We start from the raw sequence: 24,442 nt of genomic DNA on the forward strand, positions 1-24,442 counted from the left end.
CCAATGTCAAACGTTTATCAAAATCCAACAGGGATAGTATCACTGATAATTCTTCATGTCAATGTTTTTTCAGTCAATGACCTTCTTTTTCAGTTATTGGTTAGTTAAAAAGAAAATATTAAACAAAAAGTCCCCTAAAATTATTAGATTAAATCCTTAGGGAACTAATATTAATTATTCTACTAAATTAATATTTAATTAATGCAATCAAAAAAGCACTTATCAAATTTAATTGATAAATGCTTTAATATTATTTATAAGTTTTAAAAATTACCAGCGACACAGCCACTATCAACCGGTAAGATAACGCCATTTACAAATTCTGATCCATCCTCAAAAAAGAATTTAACTGCATGACCAATTTCTGCTGGTTTACCTAACCGCCCTATCGGATTAGAATCTTCCCACTTTTTGAATTCTTCAGGCGCGGTTTCTTTGTAAGGCAAAATTAATTCAGTGGCAATTGTTCCCGGAGCAACTGCATTAATTGTAATTTCTTTCTTAGCATAATCAAGTGCGGCTGCCTTAGTCAAGCCCACAACCGCATGCTTGCAAGCACTATAAAGAGCCATCCCCTTACCAGCAACTAGCCCAGCACCAGAAGTAGTGTTCACGATTCGTCCGAAGTGTTGTTCAGTCATAAATTTTAATTCATTAATCATACAATACATTACAGCTTTAATATCCAAATCAATCAAAGAATCAATCTCAGAATCATTTACTTTAGCAAACGGCTTCGATAAAATACCACGTCCAGCATTATTAAATGCATAATCTACCCGTCCATATTGCTTTCCTATCTGTTCAAAACCCCTATCAACCTCTTGACGTTTGGTAAGATCGCAATGGAAGTATTTACACTCACTGCCAAGCAATTCAACTTGTTTAATTACATCAGGTGCCTTTTTATCCTGTACATCAAGAATAATAATCGTTAAATTTTCTTTAGCTAGTTCTAAAGCAGTTCCTTTACCAATACCGCTTAAACCGCCAGTTATAACTAAGATATTTCCTTTCATAATAAGTTCACCATCCTTAATACTTGTGTATCCTCAGTTTAAGGGTGGTGGTAACCACCAAGTCAAGGGAGAGTACAGAATATGTATACTTCAAAAGATTTACAAAAAATATTTCGGATTGGTCGTGAGACTATAAGATATTATGAAAAAATTGGAATTATTCACGGAAAAGTTAACGCTACTAAATATCATTATTACGATGATTTAGACATAGAAAATCTAGCTCGTATATTAAAATATCGAGAATTCAAATTTCCACTACAACAGATAAAGAAGCTCCGATCAGCTAATCATATAAGCGATTTTCAGTTTGTCTTAACCAATCAAATTAAGCACCTAAAATCCGAAATTAGGATCGATGAAATTTTAGAAACAAGACTGACCTGGAAAATGAATGAATTAGTTGCCTATTCAAAAGGCAGGAAATCATTTATAAAAGATGATTTTTATTATGATCTCGCATATTCTGAAGAACACGGCTTTGCTGGAAATGATAAATACCCTAACTTTACCGATCTATCAAAGACGAGCGACTTTCCATTCTCTGATTTTATTGCATTTACTAAAATAACTGATAATGACGAGCTTAGCTTTACTAACGGTTGAACTGCAATTTCAAAAGGAATAGTTGATAATTTAAGTATTGAAACAAATCAATTAGTCCATCATTCCTTTGATTGCATTTATCAAAGTTATAGAGTCATTTCACAAAGAATGAACGATACTCTAAATATTCATCCCGAAGTGGCTCTCCTAAATAAGCTCCATTATCAAATATGTAATTGCCCTTATGTCCGTCAAATTGCAATTCTCAAGAATAAAAGAATTGTCCAACTAAATATTCCCGTAAATAAGTCGATTTAATCAATACTCATGTAAAAGCCCCCTGAAAACTAGCTAAGGTCTAGTATTCAAGGGGTTCACTCATTATGAACGTTAATCTAGGATCGTAATTTTACATAGTTCTAATTTAAACTTCTTTTATCACTAAACAAGTTTCAAGTGAAGTTGATTATCACCGATCAATCCGGACTTTTTCATGAAGAAGTAGAGCGCCACTGACATCACAGCCGGAGCAACAACCCCGAGTGCCATGTAGGTTGCGAATTGATCCCATCCCCGAGAAAGGTAAGCAATCGGGGCAATCAATGAATTCAATCCCAAACCACCAAGCGTGTAAGTTGAGCGGAAGTTAAACAGCACTGTTGCTAGTGGTGCACAAACCGCTGAGGAAACAACTGATGGTACTAAAAGGTATGGGTTGATCAAGATATTAGGGAACTGAACTTTAGGGGTAACCAATCCTTGAGCAATATTAGCTCCCAGGTTATTTTGCCGCCAGGACATTGCGGTAAAGGCAACGAATTGAGCGGTTGTCCCGATTAAAGCAGCCGCAGAAGAAACAGGATCAAGTGTTAGGGCAACGGCCAGGGCAGCTGAAGAAGCTGGGGTCATTAAGAATAAGGCCCAAACAACAGAGATAACAGCTGAACCAAGCACTGGTGATACTTGCATTGAGTGAGCGATGTAGGCAGAAACAGCTAATAATGCTGGAGTTACTACCGCTGCAACCAGCAAGCCAAAACTAATCCCAACTGCTAAAGCTCCGAATGGTACTAATACCATATCCAGTGGTGTCTTCCCGGTGAGGTATTTACCAACCAGTACTGCTACTACAGCTGCTAAAACAGCGGAAACAGGCTGACCAGTTGTAAATACTGGTGCACCAACTGCGGCAACTGCAGCCTGACCAGTAGCTGTTGCTCCCTTAACGGCTGTGGTAGTAAAGTGAACAGCATTAGCACCAACAGTAGCTGAAATCATCGAAGCAAAGGTTACCAAAGTGTTGGTATTCATTTGTGAGGCAACCGCAACTCCGATCGCAGGCGCTAAGAGGACTTGGGCTTCTGCACCAACCAAAGTTAATACATGCAGACCAGATAAGTTACCAATAGTCTGTACTAAAAGTCCTCCTCCCAAGATGACTAAAATGGCATTGGCCACCGCCGCAAAAATTCGATAAGCCGCCTCTTTCACTACTGACGAATTGGCATAAGTTGCATTTGCTTGTCGCGCATTAACTTGAGTATTTTCCATCATTAACGCCTCCTTAAATATTTTGATGTTGTTGATTCTACATGGAGACGCTAACGAAATCAATAGTTTTTCTCATTATTTTCTAATTTGTTTTTAATTTTAATATCAGACCCATACCTTTAATCATTGAAAACGAATTCACCATTTAAAATTAAAAGCGGAGACTAATTAAAGTCTCCGTGCTTCCGCTGAAGGGATAATCAAGTGATACTGTTTGTTATCAAGATCCGTTAGATTGTATTCTGCAGTTCTTCAAAATGGGAGAACTAAACTGAAATTATTATCGTAAGGGCTCTGTAGATATGGCCTTCTAATTAAGTAATTAGCTAAACATGCTTTTCAAGGAAACTAAATTGTTTTTATGTGGAGTGGGGTGTGTCTTTGTTAACTTTTTACAGATTAATATCAACATACTTTCAAAGTAGTTTATTATGAGAAGATGTTCGATGAAATCACTTAATATCCCTTCACACCTTTAGTATATATTCTCCACTTGCAAAGATCAATTTAGCCGCGTCACATCAAGGATGAAAGCACTTTTACTAATCAAACATATTCAGAAAATTTGTCCTAATACTCATGAATAATAATTCATTTTTGCCCGCTTAGGATCGGAAAAAGACCAGAAAATTTTCTGGCCTTTTTTTGGTGTTCTAGGCAACTGAGTCGAAATCTGCTCCCTCGGAACTCGCTAGAGCTAACGACCTCCGTGAAGCGGTGTAGAACACCACTCCCCGGAGAACTCGTTAGCTTTCCGCGAGTTCTTTGCGAGGTCGCACTCTACTTCTTCAACCCATATCCCCAAGCTAATAGAGCAAAGATGATTACTGATAAGATCAACGGAATTCGTGTTGAATCGATGAAGAGTAATATTACCAAGACGGCAAGGAAGAAAATAATCGTTAACCAACTAGTAACGGGGAAACCTGGCATTTTGAAGTAGCTAACCCCTTTTGGATTTATTTGCCGGTACTTAATATGTGCTGCTAAAATAATGATCCACGTAAAGATAAAGGTAATTGTGGAGATCCCGGCAATCACATCAAAGATTCCAGCTGGCATAATGTAGTTCAAAATTACGGTAATGAAGAGAATCAATGACGAGAAAGTCAAAGCATGATTAGGAACTGCTTTGGCGCTCAACTCACCGAACCGCTTTGGTGCATTTCCGCTCTGAGCAAGCGAGTACAGTGACCGACTTGTACTAAAGATTGCACTATTAGTTGCGGACATTGCGGCAGTCAATACCACAAAGTTAATGATTCCGGCTGCTCCTGGGATACCAATTGCAGCGAACACCTGAACAAACGGACTAGAAGTAGTCTTGATTTGAGTCCATGGGTAAATTACCATCATTGCAATCATTGAACCGATGTAGAACAAACCAATCCGTACCGGCAAAGTGTTGATTGCCTTTGGAATATCCTTTTGCGGATCCTTAGTTTCACCGGCAGTCAAACCAACCATTTCAATTCCAACAAAGGCAAAGACAACCATTTGGAATGACATCAAAAAGCCCATGGGTCCGGTTGGGAAGAAACCACCATGATTAACAAGGTTGCTTAGTTCCACTGTTCGATTGTCGATATGGCTATGCATCAGGAGCATTACCGCACCAATCACAATCAGGACAATAATTGCCAACACCTTAATCATTGAGAACCAACTTTCTAGTTCCCCAAATAAACCGACATTCACCATGTTAACCAACATCAAAAGAACAACGATTGACAGCGGACCAACCCACTGAGGCATTGATGGGAACCAGTATTTCAAGTAAATCCCCGTTGCGGTTAAGTCAGCCATTGCTAATGTTAACCAGCAAGCCCAATACATCCATCCGGCAACGAATTCCATTCGGTCACCAAGGTATTCTTTAACTGAATCAATAAACGAGTGTTTAGAAGTATCAGCGAGAATTAGTTCCCCTAACGCACGCATCATAAAGAAGCAAAAGATACCGACGATTAGGTACGAAAGGATAATCGCTGGTCCGGCTTGTTGAATTGCCTTCCCTGAACCAAGGAATAGTCCAGTACCAATTGCACCTCCAATGGCAATCATCGTTACGTGTCGACTCTTTAATGAGCGCTTTAACTTCTGTTGTTGCTGTTCGTCCATAATCTGCCTCCTTAAAATTTAACTTCTATCTTTTGCATATATCGCTTTTACAAAAAGGGCGCCCCTGGTTTTTATACCAGGGACGTCCTTTTAACGCGGTTCCACCCATCTTTATAGCTCAAATTAATGAACTACCTCTCAGTTGATAAAGGAACCACCCAATTCAAACGTACATGCCATTTTGTTAGTCCCGAATTTCAGCTAACATCGGAATCTCTGTTCACTAACATTAAAGATTACTCATAATTATAATGATTTTACGCCTAATGTCAAACAATATTTTGAATATTTATGTAATCTTTCGGATTTTGAAAGCCTACTCATAACGATATTGTTAGGATTTCAATTGTTTTTTAAAAAAGGTTCTACTGCTGCATAGTCGTAACGTGTTCGACAGAGACTTGCTAGAGCTAGCATAGTCGTTCTACTGCTACACAGTCATAACGTGTTCGCCGTGACCGCAACTTCCGCCTAAATATCCCGGACTTGATTATTACTAATCATCGTCCGGGATTCCTTAGTGCTCAGTTGCTAATCCGTCACGGCTCGCACTCATTCAAACATTCAGCACCTTATTCAAGAAACTCTTGGTGTCGGGATGTTGAGGGTGGTCGAAGATTTGGTCGGGTGTTCCTTGCTCACGGATGTTACCGTCATGGAAGAAGACAACGCGATCGGCAACTTGCTTAGCGAAGCCCATTTCGTGGGTAACGACAATCATCGTCATCCCTTCTTTAGCCAACCGCTTCATAACTTCAAGAACGTCCCCAACCATTTCTGGGTCAAGGGCACTTGTTGGTTCATCGAACAGCATTACGTCAGGCTTCATCGCCAATGCTCGAGCAATTGCCACCCGTTGTTGTTGACCACCGGATAGCTTAGTTGGGTTGGCATCAGCCTTTTCACTTAAACCAACAATATCTAGGTAATGCATTGCTGCCTTCTTCGCTTCGTCCTTACTCATTTTCCCCAGTTCTACCGGAGCTAATGTAATGTTTTGTAAAACATTCATGTTCGGGAAGAGGTTGAAGTGCTGGAAAACCATTCCGATATTTTGCCGAACTTGGTTAATGTTTACTTTTGGATCTGCAATGTCATAACCATCAACGTAAACGTGTCCGCTATTCGGTTCTTCCAATTTATTAATGCACCGTAAAAAGGTACTCTTCCCTGAACCAGAAGGGCCAATCATGCAAACCACTTCGCTTGGCTTAACGTTGAGATCAATTCCCTTTAGCACTTCGTTACTGCCGTAGCTCTTGTGTAGGTCCTTAACTTGAACTTTGTATTTTTTATCCATATTAAGCCATCCTCTTTTGTACGTAGTTTGATAACCATGTTAATAGGGTAATGATAATGATGTAGATTACCGCAATGATGGTCCACATTCTAAACCCTTCCATGTTTTGCGAAATAATTACTGTCCCGGTTTGGGTTAATTCCATGACACCAATTGCCGATAGGATTGAAGTATCCTTCAGGGTAATGATGAATTGATTAACCAATGATGGCACCATCAACTTGAACCCTTGTGGAGCAATAACCTTAATTAAAGCCTTACTGTATGGTAATCCTAAACTTCGAGCGGCTTCCCACTGTCCTTGGCTAACGGATTCGAAACCACCTTTAACAATGGCACCAATGTAGGCCCCTTCATCAAGGGTTAATGTCAAAATCCCGGCAAGGAATAGCGGAACCTTATGACCAATCACGTTTGGAACCCCCATGTAAATGAAGAAGGCCAAAACAATCATTGGGATCCCCCGGAAGATGTAGATTAAGGTACTTGAAATACCGTTAGCAAACTTATTATTAACGACACCCAAGACACCAAGAATTACACCAAAGATCATTGCAAAGATAATCCCGACAACGGTTAACTCAATCGTCATCCACAAACCACGAAGAAGTGCTTCATGGTTAGTCTTTAATAATCCTAAAATTGTGTGGTCAGCAGCGGTAGTCTTAGTTGTCCCGTTACCCTTAGTGTACTTATCAATAATTTTATCTAATTGACCAGTATCCTTTAACCATTTAATCCCATCGTTAACCTTCTTTTGGAGTTCCAAGTTCTTGCCCTTTTGGAAACCAACGGCAACAGGTTGCGCATCAATTGGCTTCTTAGTAACAATCTTTAGCGGAACTCCGGTCTTAATCCCGTATTGAAGAACCGGACCATCATCAAAGGTTGCGGCCGTGTTGCCGTTTTTCACATCGTTCCACATGGTGTTCGATGAATCGAAGTACCGGATCTTGTAACCATATTTATCTTGGTTCTTCTTCAGGTACAATGCAGCACTAGTTCCTGACTTAGCTGAAACGGTTTTGCCTTTCAACTGCTTCATCGACTTAATGTTGCTATCCTTGGCAACTGCCATAACAACACCATCAGTGTAGTAGGGAGTTGAGAAATCATACTTGGCTTTCCGTTCATCAGTAACACTCATCCCGGCGATTACCGCATCAACTTGACCTGATTCAAGCGCCTGCAAGTCACCGTTAAAGCTCATTGGCTTTAGCTTGTACTTAAAGTGCTCGTGTTTAGAAATTTTTTTAAGAATTTCAATTTCAATTCCTGGGTTCTTTCCAGAATACCCACCCTTGCTATCCTGAATTTCAAAGGGTTCAAACGTATTGTTTGTTGCAAAGGTATAGGTTGGGTCAGCAGATGCCGGTTGCTGTTCGACGACCACCCACCCAATTACAATTCCAACAATCGCAATAAAGGCAGTGATTAATTTTTTCCAATGATTGCTTTGCATCTATACCGACTCCTCTTTAATCAAATTTTAACGTTGGTAATACATTATCATTCAGTCAAAAAGAAGTGAATAGTTTTAAGTGAATCGTGTGCTTATCCAAGATAAAATCGGTTTAAACTAATCTTTTTAAAGGCTAATGCCCACAATTTGATTAATTTTATTAAGTGAAATTTTGATGGATGATTTTTGATGAGAGATTTCTCATTTTAAATGATCCAAAAAAACTTTGACATTTATTATTAAACGCCAAAGTTCCCCTTTAATATAGTGTTTGATATTCTTTAATAAAATCAGCAAAGAACGGTAGTGTAAAAGCAACTTCTCCCCATTTTGTTGCCGTAATGAGTTGATCATCCAATAGTCGACGTCGATAAATTGAAATATAATTTTTATCTCGATGCATCTTTTTGGCAATCTCTGCAACTTTAACACTAGCTTTACCACTCTCCGACATTGCTTTAATAAATTCTCGATCCTTGTTGGATAACTCTTGGTACATTTTAATATATACATTTCGATAGAGTTCCGCTTGATAGTTCGGTAAAATTTTCTGGACTACCGCACTCGTTATCTCTGTTTCTTTTGTCCGCCATAGTAGGAATCCTAACAGCTGAAATGCATATGCATAACCATTTGTCATCTTTGTGATTTGGTTAAGGGTGTCATCATCTATCGTCCGTCCCTTTCGATTAAACGCTCGACGGTAGCTTTGTTTGATAGTTAATAAGCTTAATGGTTCAAGATAGATTCGCTGACTACGTAATAAGAAAGTTAATAATTCATCATTTTGTAATTCAGATACCTTATTTGGCAACCCAGCCATTAATAAGGCAATATGGTAGTTATTTCTCAGCAACAATTGATAAATTCCCGCAAATTCACGTAATTCCGGGGTTGAACTGATTTCATCAATCGTTATTAATAATGATAAACCACGCTTCTTTAACATTTCTGCCATTTTCTCCAATAGAACCTGATATGGCAAATTAGTAGACAGTGTCTCTCGATGATTATAATCAATCTCTAGTCCATTTGTACTCAATTTTATTCCATCGATCCCTGTAAGCAATTTTCTTAAACTATTATCTGCTTGTGCGTAAACTGATTCAATTAACGTTGGAATAAACCTTTTTCCCATCGTTAAATCAACAACCAGCCAATCATCATGTTTCATCATGTTGTGACTAATATCTGTTAGAAGTGTCGTCTTTCCTGACCCACGCATCCCGTAAACAAGAGTAGTTAAAAATGGACTATCTGGATCTTGAATATCTTCTTCGAGTTGCTTCACAATTTTACTACGATCCAAGAACAGCCGAGGAACACGCCCGAAGCTTGGATTAAAAGGATTCTTCTCCACCATTTTTATACTCCTTTATACTTTTTATTTTATTTTATACTTCTTTATACTTTAAATCTACTTTTATACTTCTTTATACTTTAAACCTAAAAAGCAGGTCTAATTGGTATTACCACCAGCTAGAACTGCTAATTTTTATCTACTCATTATTTCAGACACCGTTTATAGTATTGCTCAGCTTCCTCATCCGTTAAGTCATACGCTTCTTTCAAATTAGCAATGATTCGTTCTTTTGGCAATTGCTGTTTGATGAACAAGCTTGTAACCTGTAAAATTGCTTCTTCTTTTCCTTCTTCTATACCCTCTTGCCGCGCGACCTTCAATCCATGGCGACGATCCATTTCATATAACGATAAACGCATGTATTCCGCCCTCCATTTCTTATTATGCTTGACGAATGCGATTCTTTTCTTTAATTGTACGATGAAACGATCGTCACCATCAACTTTACGATTAGCAATCACGTCCAAAAATTTTTGTAAAGGCTGATTAACATCTTTCCGCAAGCTCGGAATATTTAAGAAAATTGTTGTTGTCCCATCGTCTGCGATATGTTCTGGACTTTCATCAACGTGTCGATGAATGGTATATTGCTGCAAACCTAAGCCAAGCGGGTCAAAGCAGCAAAAGAAAATCACATATGAATTATTAGCTTCTTGGTAATTTTTCCCTTTTTCGTACGAATCAAGTGATGTCATCGCTTAGTAATATCGCGCTCGTTTTAACAGATCTTTTTCATCTGCAACCTGCATTTCTATATCATAGCAATTATTTTTCGTATCCCGAGTGAATACATCAAAGCGGACTCCCTTCGCATCTGGAGCAAAATTAATCTCTTCTTGGCTATTTGGTAGTTTGATATGATCAATTTCAACTCCGGTAAAACACGTTGAATTACTTCCTGACAAATCTTTGGATCAATCATCACCTTACTGAAAACAAAGTCATTTGATAATCCGGCATCTTCCGATTTCTGAATTAAGTTCATTTTTTCGCCTCCTACTAACTAAAGAACGGAAAAAATGGACTTTTTAACTAAATTCAAAAGAAAACCAGGAGCAACCACCTGTTAAGGAGGTTATTCCTGGTTTAATTATGTTTCGGCAGAGACTTGTTAGAGCTAGTGGTTCTAGGCAACATAGTCAAGATCTGCTCACCGCGACCGCCACCTCCGTCTAACTATCCCGTCCTTGATTGTAAACAATCATCGTCCGGGATTCCTTAGTACTCGGTGGCTAGTCCGTCGCGGTTCGCACTCTACTTTTTAAACGGTACCGCGTTTTCTTTGGTGATCTTAGTAACACCGTGCATGTATGGAACTAAGACTTCTGGAATGGTTACGGAACCATCTTCGTTTTGGTAGTTTTCCAAAATAGCGGCAACGGTCCGACCAACGGCAAGACCTGAACCATTCAAGGTGTGAACGTATTGTAACTTACCATTTTCATCACGGTATTGAGTGTGCATCCGGCGAGCTTGGAAGTCCAGGCAGTTTGAACAACTTGATACTTCACGGTACTTGTTTTGAGCTGGCATCCAAAGTTCAAGGTCATGGGTTTCAGAAGCGGTGAAACTCATGTCACTAGTAGTCAATGTAATGACGTGGTATGGCAAACCGAGCTTCTTCAAGATGTTTTCAGCATTGGCGGTCATCTTTTCCAATTCATCCCATGAATCTTCTGGCTTCGTGTACTTAACCATTTCAACCTTGTTAAATTGGTGCATCCGGATCAGACCACGGGTATCTCGCCCAGCGGCCCCAGCTTCTGAACGGAAGCATGGTGTCAAGGCTGTAACGTAAACTGGCAATTCTTCTGCCGGAATAACGTCGCCACGGTAGTAGTTAGTCAATGGTACTTCGGCAGTTGGGATCAAGGTCATATCTTCACCGTTAACTTGGTAAACACCCTTCTTAAATTTAGGGAATTGACCGGTTCCGTACATTGAAGCAGCGTTAACAATGTATGGTGGCAATACTTCAGTGTAGCCGTCCTTCATGTGTTCATCGAGCATGAAGTTGTAAACGGCACGTTCAAGCTGGGCACCTAAACCAAGGTAGTAAACAAACCGGGCACCAGAAACTTTCCGCGCACGGTCAAAGTCAAGGATTCCCAAGTTTTCACCAACATCCCAGTGGTGCTTTGGTTCGAAATCAAAGTCACGGATCTTGCCGACCTTCCGTAATTCAACGGAACCTTCTTCAGTCAAACTTACTGGAACGCCATCGTGAGGAATGTTTGGCAAGCGAGACATCTTATCATGGAAGACTTCATCATTTGCTTCAACTTGTTCATCGAGTTCCTTGATTTGGTCACCCAATTCACGGGTTTCCTTGATTGCATCGTCAGCTGATTCACCATTCCGCTTAGCTTCACCAATCTTCTTTGAAGCATCATTCCGTTGAGCCTTCAAAGCTTCAGTCTTTTGAAGCAAGTCACGACGCTTTTGATCAAGTTCGATTACTTCATCAATTTCTTCAGCCTTAACGCCCCGAGTAGCTAATTTTTGCTTAAAGAATTCGGGATCTTTACGAATCTTCTTAATATCTAACATTGTATCCTCCTAACAAAAAGAGCCATTCCATCCTCAAAATATTTTGGGACGAAATGGCTCTTAGTTCCGCGGTACCACCCAAGTTTGACAGTTAAATGTCACCCTCGCGATGGATAACGGCCATCAACCGTGCGGCATTACCCGCCCACATTTACTTGCACCGGAGTTTCGATCAACAACTTGCACCTACCGTTGTCTCTCTGAATGATCTACTTGAAATGCATCCGTGTTTAATATTCGCCATTATCATATTACATCTGGCGTTATTTAGCAATCGATATTTTAATAAAATTTATTTTAATTTGCATGACGCAAACCAAATAGTGAAGTTAACCCGGCAATCCGTAGTCCAAGACCATGAAGAATATTTGTCTTTTTTGGTTCAGCTGGACGATGAATCAACGGTGGACGTGAACTGGTCTTGGTATACCGGTCATCAAGTCGTTCATTATCAAACTTATTGTAGACAATTACGATCTTTGAATCAGGAGTCCAGGCATTTACCTGTTCACTTGGCAAAAATGCCCGATCAGGTGCACAGCCTTTAATTTCAGGAGCATCAAATCCAGCCCATTCCTTTGGTGAATCAGGTTGGATAACCCATTGACTATAAGTTACTTGCCCATCTGCTGTTGGTACCTTACTGCGTTGAAAACGAACAGTTTGTTTGATTTCTTGCTGAGTACCATCAACGTCCACTAAGACGATCGTTCGTGTTGACTTTGCCGTCAGCGCATCAGTCAATTGTTGTTCTTCTACAGTAACCATCTGCACCTAACCTCACTTACTTTTTAATAATTTATCGAGTATTAACTTAATTCAAGTCAACCATTACAGTGCCATTTAACATGTAGTTGTAGACCTTAATATTAAAAATATCAAAACTCGTTTATCAAAATATAAGTATTTATTAAAAATACTTAAAAATAAAAAGCAAACCCAAACATCTAAGTAAAAAAGTGTTTAGGTTTGCTTTAAAACTTATAAATAATCGAGTTTAGCTAATCTTCACGTTTGCGTGCAAGACCAAACGATGCAGCAAGTCCGGCAAGGCCAAGACCTAGTAATGCAGTTAGGTTATGTGAATCACCAGTTTGTGGCAACCGTGATTGAGCCTTGTGACTAATAACAACACTTGGGGCTTGTTGATGAGCAATCGAACTATTAGCAGTTGCTACTGGAAAGGCTACAGTTGCAGCTACACCATTAGTCGGTCGATAAACAGTAGTAGTTCCTGCAACTTTTTGACCCTGAGTTGTCACTTTTTCAGAGCCGTTCTCACCAGTTTCACCAATTGTTTGATCCGTGGTTTGTGAACCAGTAGTTTCCGGTTGTAGTCGTGCAAAGGCTGCTAAATCATCCTTGACAGCTTGCTGGTACTTAGCCAAAGTTGCTTGATCCTGGGCTAACTGTTGCTGATCCTTTTGAAGCTGAGCCTTTAGATCCGCAATTGTAGTATCACTAGTAGTCTTAACAAGTGCAGCATTTGCGGCATCCAATTCAGTCTTCTTGGTAGCTAAGACTTTTTGGCTGTCCTTCAGCGCTGCTTGGTCATTACTCAATTTCTTTTGAAGTTTCTCAACACGGGCAGATAAATTACTTATTTCACCAGGAATTGCAGCAGCAAATTTTGCATATGATTGCGCAAAGAGTTGCATTGCCAAACTATTCTTTAACTTATTTCCTTCTAGTTGATTTAATTGATCCTGAGCACTCAGTAATTCTTTCTTAGCGTTATCCAAAGCACTCTTCTTAGCAGTTAAAGTCTCCTGAGCCTTCTTCAAAGCTGATTGGACATTTTGAGCTGCTTGTTGTTTAGTTTTCTGATCCTTTTGATCAGCAGCTAAGGTCTGTTGAGCAGTTTGCAGATCTGCTTTAGCTTGGTTTAATTCCTTAGCTTGGTCGTCCTTTGATTTACCAGCGGCATCTAAAGCAGCCTTCTTTTCATTAACTTGACCTTGGGTTGCATTGGCTTTAGCTTGCGCGTCAGTAACCTCTCGTTGCTTAGTTGTCACTGCTTCTTGAGCTGTTTGAGCCTTCTTCTTAGCTGAATCAAGTTTTTGTTGAGCAGTTGTAACGGCATCAGAAACTGTCTTTACTTCTGCTTGATCATTTTCAACAGTTTCTAATGCAGTTTTAGCTTCTTGTTCAGCCTTATCAGAAGTAACTTTCTTTTGATCATAGTCTTGTTGGGCGGTATTAATGTCATCTTGACTAACATTTGACTGTTGGTCAATTCCTGGAGTTGTAGCGCCTTGAGCTAATTTGGTCTTAACCTCAGGAGTAGCATTGGCATCGCTGATGAAGTTGAAGTGGATAAATCCTTCACTATCAACTCCAACATTGAGGTATTGCTTACCAATAATATTTCCGTTTGGATCCAGTGAGATTGCGTTTCCACCTTGTGAGGTATTTACATTATATTGAGGATCATTTAAGAGCGCTGTAGTATGTCCACCAAATCCAGGTCCACTGACATTGTTGATTATGTTGTCATAAAACATCATAGCCATAATGGCATCATAGACGGTTTCCTTCAAATTATCCATATTGGGTTTAACAGGGTTAAGGTCAATTTGATTTCTTCCTGAGCCACTAACATTTTCACCAACGTAAGCTTCCCCTAGTCCAAGATCTTTAGCAACATACTTAAGGTTTTTGTTATGAGACTTTTGGCTAAATCGCCAAACTGAGGGATCATAACCTTTTGTAAGTAATTGACTACCTATTTCGGTTGCCCCTTTAGAAACTTCAAGATAACCTCGAGTAATATTCTGTCCCCCATCCGCTGCTATCTGTTTACGGATTCGATTAATTACATTTGCAGTGAATTCATTCAATTCTTCTTTCTGACTGTCTGTCAGGTTATGGATGTCAATTAATTCTTTTTGATCACTTGCATTATGTTTAAAATTATCATTTACAAAGTAAGTAGTTTTTCCGTTTACCGTGCTTTCCCAAGTTGTCTGAAAGTGTTCATTCAGTTTACTTCCATTATCCACAATCGCCTCTTTAACGTACTCTTGAATGGCTTGGGAGGCTTTCGTTGGTTCTGCATGTGGATTAAAGCCCGCAAAAGCATCCGTAAACCCTGCTGGCACCTTAGCTGGAGCTTGTTGAGCAATCGGATCACTCTCACTGGCAGTGCCGTTCTTCAATGCATCCAACTTAGCCTTAGCTTGCTCCATTGTTTCCTTGGCACTTTGAGCTGCCTGTTGTTTGCCCTGAGCAGTATTTTGATCAGCAGTAAGTTTATCCTGAGCAGCCTTCGCATCTTGTTGGGCCTTAGTTAAGTCATCATTAGCATTATCCACTGCCTGCTTGGCTGTTTCCAATCCAGTCTGTGCTTGGTTTAATTTGTTTTGGGCATCCGTAACTGCTTGCTGATCGTTTTGAAGCTTTTCTTGAAGCCGGCTAACTTCCTGTTGGAGTGTAGCAACATCTGCATGAGAAGCATTCTGGAGATCAGTTACCTTTTGTTGAGCAGTCTTAACAGCGTTTTGGTCTGTATTTACTTTTTGATTGGCCTGATCAGCAGCTTGTCGAGCGGTATCAACAGCGGTACTCTTCGCATCTACATCATCACTTGCCTGATTAAAGGCTATTTGAGCTGCTTCTTGCTTTGATTGAGCATCCCGAACAGCAGCTTGAGCCTGTTGAAGAGTGGCAGCTGAACTAGCTGATGATGAACTGGATGTAGCACTGGAGCCGGCAGAAGCACTGCCACTAGTGCTAGATGATGCACTACTACTTGTACTTGATGAACCACTGGTAGACCCACTAGTACTTGCCGAAGAACTAGTAGCTGAGGAACTGCTTGTCGATGCAGAACTAGATGCTGAGCCAGCACTTGACTGAGCAGCATTTAATTGTTCCTGAGCTGCGGATAGATCCTGTTGATCTTGATCTACAGTAACTTGCTTAGCTTGAACATCAGCAAGTTGTTGATCATATGCACTTTGAGCTGCTTGTTGCCTTTGCTGAGCAGCTGACAAAATTGATTGACCATGTTCTTGAGCAGTCTGAGCATTCCGCAATGCTGCTTCATCACTAGCGACATTCTGTTAGTCCTGACTAACCTTTTGTTGGTAATCATTAACAGCTTGCTGATCACTAGCTAATTTAGCTTTCAACTGATTAGCAGTTGACTGACCAGTAGAATTTGTTGCCTGTGGATTATCAGCCGCATGAGCAGTATTCGTTGCCCCGATCAACGTAATTCCCGCCAAGATAGCAGTACTAATTAAAAATTTATTTTTGAAACTATCTTTCATTAATTACCCCTCCAAATAATCATTTCTAGACATAGTCGGCTTTATTGTACCTCTCTTATATAAATACAAGCAATTCATTTTAAAGATGATTACTTAGTTAAAAGTTAATGCACTAATTTTTCTTATCTTTATAAGATGGTTTTTATTATCAATGTTATAATTAAGCCGTATTACAAATTGGGAGTGTGATAGGTTATGAATAAGCGGATAGATAAAAAACGGAAAAAGCTAATCGTAAATACAAGCAAAGTTAAACAGCGGTTTGGTATTCGTAAACTAACGACCGGTGTAACCTCTGTCTTACTGGGCGCATTCTTAATATGGGGGGGTGGAGCCACTGCTCAAGCAGCAGAAGGTACGCCTACAAATGATAATGAGGAATCTAGCAATATTAGTAACGATTCTTCAAATATTAAAGATGTAAAAGAGGTAACCTTACCTACTTCCCAAGAATCAGCTGATAAGACTAATGTTGCTCCTTCAACAACTAATTCTCCACAAGAAGCCGAACAACCTGCTCCGACTACTATTAATGAGAAAAAAAGTGATAAAGCGGTCGTACAAAGTTCTAATGTTGCAAATAAAGAAGATGAATCTGCTAATAAAGATCAAGATTATGAAGATAAGCAGTCCTCAATTCTCAAAATTCAGAATAATCAACAAATTAATTCTAATATTTTGAAGAAGAACTTAACCGAAAGTAAGGTTGAAGACAGCTTAAAAGATTTTCACTTTACAGGTGCGATTAGCTCATTCAAAAATACCACTGCGGGAAAAGACGAGAACTATTTAACCTTTAAAGATGGCGATACTGCTGAAATAGCCTATCAAATACAAGGATTTGGCGGTACCGGTTCAAAGTCTGGGTTTTTTTATGATACACCTAATAGTTACCTACTATTGATTCCTAAGGGTTTTGTTGCTGACGGCAAAGTAACTGCTAGTTATGCGTATGGCAATTACACTATTAGTAGCCAAGAAGTTTTGCATGGTATCGGTAAAAACGGTGAAGACTATATAAAAATCAACTGTCCTAATACACCATATTATGGAGCTCCAGTAGCTGCTAAAATTAACCTAACTGCTAAATTAAAAGAAGACGATGGTGGCTATGTTTCCTATAACAATAGCTTACCTTCACCATTTATGGCAATTAATAACGGATCATTTTCCAGTAGTAATGATGTTCAGCTAGGTAATACTACTTATCACATTGCAAATAATGAATGGGATCAAAACTTAAATTATACTTTAATTCCTGGTAAACAAGCTCTTGACTCAAATAATTTTAATATATCCAGCTCTACTGTTGAACTCCATCCTGGTGATACCACAAATAGTGGATATGAACAGTTGAACGCTACCATTAACTTAACTCATCACGTTGAAAATGGTGATTATTTGGACTTTCATCTTGGTCTCCCATTACAAGACGGAAAAATTCTTCCTTACGATACTCAATTAAGTGATGGCTTTGATGCTAAATATCAGGGAACTACTATTGGACATGTCTTTAAGATGGATGGGTATTACCGCCTTGTCTTCAATACTGCAGTCAACCAATTCTTCGGTAATTCTGGTTCAAGCTTTACAGATACATTTCACTTAAAATGGAATTCAGGGACAGCAAATCCTGCCATACGTAAGCCTACTTCAGTAACTGATCATAATTTTGGTAAGCCTTTCGTTTACCAATACACCAGTGACAAAAATCAAAATCAAGAGTTGTTTGGTTACACCCCAACCAATGACGTCAATATCGGCGGTAAAGTTAGTGCTAGTGGTTTAACCATTGGTGGACAATATATCTATCACGGAAAAATTCTTCAATGCAATCAATCGAATGGCTCTAGTGTAGTCTTTTCAATCAACAGAATATGGGACAAAAATAACCACGTTCAAATATACACCAACTGGTATAACAACGAAGCAGTTTCCATTGCTATCAAAGCAAAGGATCCTTCCAAGAGTGCAAGTAATAACTTTGCAATTACTGTTATTGTGGGTCAAAACCCATATTTAACCTACAACTGGACTAGCGATACGGATCTTGCTAATCAAATTAAAAAAACTATTGCTTACTATCACACTCACGAATTGTCTAACCCAATTCAAAATGATAATAATATTCTAACTCAAGACAAAGATACTAAAGGTGCACAGTTACCAGACGGTAGCGTCACCGTTACTCATGAAGAAAAAATCGAAAACGGTGTAGTTACAAGAACCTATCACGTTAAAATTTCAAATCCTGAGGTCGAATTAGACGGTGCAATTTCTCCCTTAGGTGTTTCTGCAAGCGGTTTTACAATGCCCGATAACATTAGAAGCTATTCGGAAGATGTCGCTAACGCAGAAGCAAATAAAAAAGGAAACTTTGGTGGTACTGACGATCTTTCTGCTAACACTTCAAACGAGACACTGAAAAAGGCATTGGAAGATACTGATACCATAAAAGTTGCTATCTCAAATGAAAGTGAAACTACTTCAAAAAATGTTTCTGGAGTTTTAGGTAGTCCCTGGTTTGCCAAAATTGGTTATTCTGGATCTAATTTAGGGCCAAATGGTGATGACCCATCTAACTACATCACAACTAAGTTAATATTTAAGGATGATTCTGGAAACGTCGTTGGCCCAAGCGATGGGTTTAAGTTCCAAGGTAAATCTGGCACCACTATTTCCTTTAATGGCGTTGAACAGGAATTAGTAGATCTCATAAACCAAGGCTACAATATTGATCACGTTGCCAGCAAATCAGGTAATACCGAAACGACTATCTCCCCTTCAGGCGATAAAAATAAGATTAGTTCATATAATTTTGGTAATATCTCAACAGCTAGTGCAACGCCTGATGAGTTTATTGTGTATTTGAAGGCAAGTCATGCTCCAATCACTGATACTTCCAAGAAGGTTACGGAAACTGTTCATTACATCTTCCAAGATGAAAATGGTCAGGTCCTCAACACACCTACTCGTGATGATCACCATGCTGAATTGGACTTCACTGGTACTAAACCTTATGGTTCTAAGGACTCTGATCCATTCACTTATGACGACGGTAAAACCTTTAACGCCGTTACCATTGATCCGCAACTCGGATTCAAGCTCATCTCAGCTAAGACTGCTGATGGCACTGATGTCTTAGACGGTAACTCCGAAGGCATTAACCACAACACTCCAAATGTCGTCGTCAATGTCATCTTCAAGGCCCAACCGCAAGCTGACCTAACTGATACCAAGAACGTTACGGAAACGATTAAATACGTCTTCCAAGATGCAAATGGTCACGTGATTACTTCGACTTCGCGGAAGGCTGATTCGCAGACCTTGACCTTCACTGGGACGCGGGCGGATAAGAATGATCAATTCGCTTATGACGAACCGAAGTCATTTGATGCGGTTGCCATTGCTGCGCAAGCCGGCTTCGATCTCATCTCCGCTACGAATGATGCTAGTCATGCTGACGTCTTAGGCGATAATGCCGTTAAGCAAATCGCTGGCATTAAACACGACTCTGCTCCAGTTAACATCACGGTCGTCTTCAAGGCCCAACCGCAAAATAATCCAGGTGGGAATCCACAACCTTCCACCCCAGATAAACCGGTAACCCCTGTACAGCCAAGCACACCTAATACCCCAGAAACACCAGTTGTTCCAACCACCCCTGATGTTCCTGGAACAACGCCAGAAACACCAACAACTAATCCAGAAGTTCCTGGTACACCAAGCGTTCCTAATACTTCGGAAGCTCCACACAAACAAGAAGTAACTGTTGATACTACAAAGGTTTCCGAAACACCAGTACAAAATATTGGTGAATCTACAGAAACTAAACAGCAAGGACAGAAGTTGCCACAAACCTCTAACCAAAACGGCTCTCATCTTGCCCTTGCAGGATTAGCCGTAACAGCTATTGCTAGTTTGTTTGGTATTACTGGAGAACGTAAGCGAAAAGGTAAAAACTAATCGTTTATAAAAATGAAAAGCCTCAAGACTAAATTTAGTCTTGAGGTTTTTTGATCTACCATAGCAACTATTAAATTTATTTCATCAATCCATCCCATACAATTCAGCCATCTGTAAAATAAACTCTCCCATAAAAGGTAATGAGAAAGCTACTTTACCATAGCCAGCTTCGACAATGACCTGGCTATCAATAAGTCGCTTGCGGTATTGAGAAATATAATTGGTATTTTTTCCCATTTGTTGTCGAATTTCACTGATCTCAACGACATTTTCTTTACTTTTAGCCATCGTTAACAAAAACTGCCGATCTGTTGGTGAAAGTTCCGAAACGATTTTTGTATAAGCGTTCCGAAAGAGATCGTGTTTAAATAGTGACAGAACGTTATCAACATCTTCCTCCGTTACCTGAGTATCAGAGTGTTGCCAAACATAATATCCTAAATCCTGAAAGGCATATGCATAACCCTTAGTTAGCTTTGTCATTTTCATTAAGGTTGAATTACTAATTTCTTTATCCGCACGTTCAAAAGCCTTTTGATAACGATACTTAATATCAAAAGGATCGAGTGGCCCCAATGGAATCCTGCCACTCCGTAGTAAGAAGGTTAGTACATCATTATTCTGCAACTCCGAAACGTTCTTCGGTAATCCCGTCATCATAATATTAATTGGGTAGTTCTTCAACACCATTATTTGATAAATTGAAGCTAGATTTACTATTTCTGGCGTTTCTTTCACTTCATCAATTGCAATTAATAATGATTGATTGTGTTTTTTCAAAACTTTTAACATTTCTTCTAGCAAGAGTTGATATGTTGTTTGTGAATCAGCAATATTAAAATCAATCTCAAAACCAAACGCTGAAAACTTAACACCATCAATCATGTTTAGTGCTTGTTTAATCTTACTGTTAGCTTCTCGATAAACACTTTGAATTAGTGTTTCTAACAGATCGTTGGTCATGGCTAAATAAACGATTATCCAGTCATCCTTTTTCTCTAATTTGGACGTAATATCTGCTAAAAGTGATGTTTTCCCCACTCCACGCATTCCATAAATCATCGAAGTTTGGTATGGTCCCGTACCGTCTTCAAGAGACTGCACTACATTATCTACAATTTTTTCTCTCCCTAAATATATTTGCGGAACCTTACCAAAATTTGGATCAAACGGATTTTTCATTGTTAATTACCCCATTAATTTTAGATCTTTAATTTAATTTTAGATCTCTTTAGATCTTCCGTCCAGATTTTAGATCTCTTTAGATCTTGCTAGTATTTCATCAGCATTAATAACAAAAAGAGCTACCCACTTCAATGAGTAACTCCTTAGTACTAACTAGTTAACATTTTTAACAGTACCATCTTGCGCAATGAAAACAGCACCTAAATTCCCTGACTGTTCTCCCCAACCATTTATAGGAGCGCCATTAAAGAACAATCGTTTAGCCTCGATTTCTCCCATTACCGACTGCTCAGTAAACACGGTCACGCTAGAAAGATCTGTTTGTAAAGGATAACCGGTTCGTGGATCCAGCAAGTGGTGATACTTCTTGCCATTCACTTCCAAGAAACGCTCGTAGATCCCTGAAGTAACAGCGGAGCAAGCTGGTTTACGGACAACTTCGATGTCGTCCCCCCGCCTCAACTGCGGATCCTGAACACCAATTACCCACTGGCCATCCTCACGGCGCGGTGACTTTCCTACAAACAGGAGGTTTCCGCCAAGGTTAATAATTCCTGCTTGAACTCCCTGCTCAATCCAAAAGTCACGAATGCGATCGGCAATGTAACCTTTTGCAATCCCGCCAAGGTCTAACTCCATTCCCTCTTCTTCCAAGAAGACGGTTCGGTAGTCATCATCCAAGAGAACCTTATAGGGATCAATTAATTTAAGGCGATCTTGAATATCGGTATCCTGAGGAACATTTGCTCCCGTAAAGCCGATCTTCCACAGCTTCACTAGCGGCCCAATCAAGGCGTTAAAGCCAAAGTTTTCCCGACTGTACTTAACAGCTAATTTGATTAACTCATAAGTTGATGGTGAAACAACCTTGGGCCCCTTTCCTGCTGCATGATTAACACTCATTACCTCTGATTCAGGGCGGTTAACCGTCAGCCGATCTTCATATTCATCAATTAACCGCATTGATCTCGCCAGCAACGGATAATAGCGATCGCCAAAAAGCGTTAGGACAATCTTTGTTCCTAACGCATGGTGGACCATTGAATGGCGTTGATTTACTAATTCGTTAGTCATCGTTCTCTGAAGCCCCGGTTGATGCATCAGCGGTATCGTCTTCCGCATCAACACTACCAGTTTCGGAGGCACCAGTTGTGGCGTCGGTCTCCTCTGCTGGTCTTTCGTCGGCAGCTACTGGTGTATTTTCCTCATCATCACTATCATCGCTGTTTTCTGAAGCACCAGTTGAGGCATCGACTGCTGGTTCTTCTTCCTCTGGTGCAGAATCATTAGTGCTCTTGGATGCGCCAGTAGTTGCATCCTTGCTCCAGGCACCATTTTCAAAGAGGTTCAAGATGTATTCGACGCTTCCAGTAAATTCGATGGTCCCAAGGTAATGACCATTGATGTCCCGTAAAGCGTAGTATTGGATCAATGAACGGTGACCATTCATCCAGAGTGGCCGCGTAACAACGTCCTTCTTCCCTTCACGGAAGCTGTTGATAATGCTCATTACTGCTGGAACAGCCATTGGTGGATGGCATTCTTGAACAGTTTCACCGAGGGAAGCTGTATTCCGAACGTGCTCCCGGTTTGGCTTATCTGAGAACCAAGCGAAATGATCGGTACTATCGATCAAATCAACTTCAAACGGAATCGTACTAAAGATTTGCTGAACTTCTTTGAGTGTCAAACGACCAGTAGGGAAATTAATGTATGCATCACTGATCGTTGGTTGCTTAATGGCCATATCAAGACCCTCCCTATCTGTATTCTTGAAGATTTGAATATATTCAATAAAATGTTCAAAGCACTTTTCTAGGTTATCAATTGCTTCTTGGTCTACCAAGCGTCCGTCCTTAGCAAAGGTATCACGAACATTCCCGATTAAGACCTCGTTCCCTGGAATCAGGTTAGTATTGCAATCTGGTGAAATCAAGATTTGCCGCATTTGAACTTGTGAACGTGCAGATGCTTGACGACCATAAGCTACCCCAACGATCATTGCAGGCTTTTCCGAAAGTACCTTGGTCTTGTAGGAAAGCCACTCGATAGCTGACTTAAGAACGGCAGGAATCCCGTGGTCGTATTCAGGAGTGGAGAATACTAAGCCATCAGCTTCCTTAACCTTTTGCTTTAATTTCCAGACTTCTGTTTGCTCGGATAGGGGAGTGTCAACGCTAAATGGTGGCAGTTTACCAACTTCGTAAATCTCAATATCAGCCATTTGCTTAAAGTGCTTCTTCATAAACCACAACAGTAACCGGTTGTATGAAAAATCAGCATTGGTACCGACAAAAGCGAGAATCTTCATCATTACTTACTCATCTCCTCGTTCATTCGATCAATTGCTTTCGCATAGTAACGGAAGCCGTTCATACATTTTTCTAAGAAGCCAATTGTTCCCTTATCAGTAATGTTTCCTTCTTCGTCCATCAAACTGGTAACATTACTCATGAAAAATTCGTCACCTTGGTAGACATTTGCATTAATCCCTGGGGAAATCAAAATATCACGCAATTGAACCTGGGACCGTGATGCTCCCTGATCATGCGTTGAGGCCCCAATCGTCATTACTGGCTTCCCAGTAAGGGGGTGCACACTGTAAGACAACCATTCAACAATACTCTTCAACGCTGAGGTAATTGAGTGATTATATTCAGGACTAGCGATGATCACGGCATCGGCATCCTTAATCCGGCGGTCAATGTCCTTGATTACTTCAGGGGCATCACCCTTAAAGCTTTCGTTAAACATTGGTACTTGGCGAATATCAATCACATCAATCTGATCTTGATCCTTAAAATGTTGAGCCATGAATTCTAACAACATCCGGTTATATGAATGATTAGCATTTGACCCAGCAATTGCAGCAATTTTCAAGCATGTCACTTCCTCTTTCAGTTTATTCATTAATTCACAACCATTTTACTATATTTTAACCGATTAAAAAATAGATTATTAGTATTTTGCTTATTTTTAGACGTTTTTCAAACTTTTGATTATAATTAAACCCTTTAAACCAATAAATTTTAATTATCGTCGGCTAAGGTAATATTCAAATAATAACATTATTGTTCAGCAATCACTTGTTAAGAGCGATATGCT

At 39.8% G+C, this 24,442-nt stretch carries 18 protein-coding genes; 2 read left to right on the forward strand and 16 right to left on the reverse strand.

The window, feature by feature from the left end:
* Positions 1-263 precede the first annotated feature (263 nt).
* A complete protein-coding gene (locus HMPREF0549_RS00210; protein ID WP_003716222.1) occupies positions 264-1,019 on the reverse strand; it encodes an SDR family NAD(P)-dependent oxidoreductase in 756 nt (251 codons plus the stop codon).
* An 81-nt stretch (positions 1,020-1,100) separates the two neighbouring features.
* Between HMPREF0549_RS00210 and HMPREF0549_RS00215 the strand changes: the two genes are divergently transcribed.
* Positions 1,101-1,625 carry a MerR family transcriptional regulator gene (locus HMPREF0549_RS00215; RefSeq protein ID WP_003716223.1) on the forward strand — a complete coding sequence of 175 codons (525 nt, stop codon included), beginning with the start codon at positions 1,101-1,103 and terminating at the stop codon, positions 1,623-1,625.
* A gap of 381 nt (positions 1,626-2,006) precedes the next feature.
* Here HMPREF0549_RS00215 and HMPREF0549_RS00220 read toward each other — a convergent pair whose 3' ends face one another.
* The 11 genes from HMPREF0549_RS00220 to HMPREF0549_RS00265 all read right to left on the reverse strand — a co-directional run bounded on the left by HMPREF0549_RS00220 (position 2,007) and on the right by HMPREF0549_RS00265 (position 16,186).
* Positions 2,007-3,119 (reverse strand): PTS sugar transporter subunit IIC, encoded by a 1,113-nt coding sequence (locus HMPREF0549_RS00220; protein ID WP_003716224.1) that lies wholly within the window; start codon positions 3,117-3,119, stop codon positions 2,007-2,009.
* Positions 3,120-3,896: 777 nt separating this feature from the next.
* Positions 3,897-5,237: an amino acid permease gene (locus tag HMPREF0549_RS00225; protein WP_003716225.1), complete on the reverse strand. Its 1,341-nt coding sequence runs from the start codon at positions 5,235-5,237 to the stop codon at positions 3,897-3,899.
* Between the two features lie 556 nt (positions 5,238-5,793).
* Positions 5,794-6,537 (reverse strand): amino acid ABC transporter ATP-binding protein, encoded by a 744-nt coding sequence (locus HMPREF0549_RS00230; protein ID WP_003716226.1) that lies wholly within the window; start codon positions 6,535-6,537, stop codon positions 5,794-5,796.
* 1 nt (position 6,538) lies between these two features.
* Complete coding sequence (locus HMPREF0549_RS00235) at positions 6,539-7,999, reverse strand: ABC transporter substrate-binding protein/permease (protein WP_003716227.1); 1,461 nt, start codon at positions 7,997-7,999, stop codon at positions 6,539-6,541.
* Between the two features lie 259 nt (positions 8,000-8,258).
* Positions 8,259-9,362: a DUF8462 domain-containing protein gene (locus HMPREF0549_RS00240; protein WP_003716228.1), complete on the reverse strand. Its 1,104-nt coding sequence runs from the start codon at positions 9,360-9,362 to the stop codon at positions 8,259-8,261.
* 143 nt (positions 9,363-9,505) lie between these two features.
* Positions 9,506-10,057 carry an Rpn family recombination-promoting nuclease/putative transposase gene (locus tag HMPREF0549_RS00245; RefSeq protein ID WP_003716229.1) on the reverse strand — a complete coding sequence of 184 codons (552 nt, stop codon included), beginning with the start codon at positions 10,055-10,057 and terminating at the stop codon, positions 9,506-9,508.
* A 56-nt stretch (positions 10,058-10,113) separates the two neighbouring features.
* A complete protein-coding gene (locus HMPREF0549_RS10050) occupies positions 10,114-10,347 on the reverse strand; it encodes a hypothetical protein (protein ID WP_050754840.1) in 234 nt (77 codons plus the stop codon).
* Between the two features lie 269 nt (positions 10,348-10,616).
* Entirely contained in the window at positions 10,617-11,912 is a 1,296-nt protein-coding gene (gene serS, locus HMPREF0549_RS00250) for a serine--tRNA ligase (RefSeq protein WP_003716231.1), read from the reverse strand.
* Between the two features lie 297 nt (positions 11,913-12,209).
* Positions 12,210-12,680 carry a mucin-binding protein gene (locus tag HMPREF0549_RS00255; protein ID WP_003716232.1) on the reverse strand — a complete coding sequence of 157 codons (471 nt, stop codon included), beginning with the start codon at positions 12,678-12,680 and terminating at the stop codon, positions 12,210-12,212.
* A gap of 233 nt (positions 12,681-12,913) precedes the next feature.
* The gene (locus HMPREF0549_RS00260; RefSeq protein WP_003716233.1) at positions 12,914-15,949 is read right to left on the reverse strand and encodes an SEC10/PgrA surface exclusion domain-containing protein; all 3,036 of its coding nucleotides are present in this window, start codon (positions 15,947-15,949) and stop codon (positions 12,914-12,916) included.
* A 27-nt stretch (positions 15,950-15,976) separates the two neighbouring features.
* Complete coding sequence (locus HMPREF0549_RS00265; protein WP_003716234.1) at positions 15,977-16,186, reverse strand: hypothetical protein; 210 nt, start codon at positions 16,184-16,186, stop codon at positions 15,977-15,979.
* Positions 16,187-16,381: 195 nt separating this feature from the next.
* Between HMPREF0549_RS00265 and HMPREF0549_RS00270 the strand changes: the two genes are divergently transcribed.
* Entirely contained in the window at positions 16,382-20,152 is a 3,771-nt protein-coding gene (locus tag HMPREF0549_RS00270; RefSeq protein ID WP_003716235.1) for a YSIRK-type signal peptide-containing protein, read from the forward strand.
* Positions 20,153-20,236: 84 nt separating this feature from the next.
* Here HMPREF0549_RS00270 and HMPREF0549_RS00275 read toward each other — a convergent pair whose 3' ends face one another.
* From HMPREF0549_RS00275 to HMPREF0549_RS00290, 4 genes are all read right to left on the reverse strand, one after another.
* The gene (locus HMPREF0549_RS00275; protein WP_003716236.1) at positions 20,237-21,334 is read right to left on the reverse strand and encodes a DUF8462 domain-containing protein; all 1,098 of its coding nucleotides are present in this window, start codon (positions 21,332-21,334) and stop codon (positions 20,237-20,239) included.
* A gap of 156 nt (positions 21,335-21,490) precedes the next feature.
* Positions 21,491-22,411, reverse strand: coding sequence for an FAD:protein FMN transferase (locus tag HMPREF0549_RS00280; protein ID WP_003716237.1), 921 nt, complete (start codon positions 22,409-22,411; stop codon positions 21,491-21,493).
* Entirely contained in the window at positions 22,404-23,648 is a 1,245-nt protein-coding gene (locus HMPREF0549_RS00285; protein ID WP_040530893.1) for an NAD(P)H-dependent oxidoreductase, read from the reverse strand. Before HMPREF0549_RS00285 ends, HMPREF0549_RS00280 begins: the two co-directional genes overlap by 8 nt.
* A gap of 2 nt (positions 23,649-23,650) precedes the next feature.
* A complete protein-coding gene (locus HMPREF0549_RS00290; protein WP_040530564.1) occupies positions 23,651-24,217 on the reverse strand; it encodes an NADPH-dependent FMN reductase in 567 nt (188 codons plus the stop codon).
* Positions 24,218-24,442: the final 225 nt, after the last annotated feature.

The organism is Limosilactobacillus vaginalis DSM 5837 = ATCC 49540 (assembly GCF_000159435.1).
Classification (GTDB): Bacteria; Bacillota; Bacilli; order Lactobacillales; family Lactobacillaceae; genus Limosilactobacillus; species Limosilactobacillus vaginalis.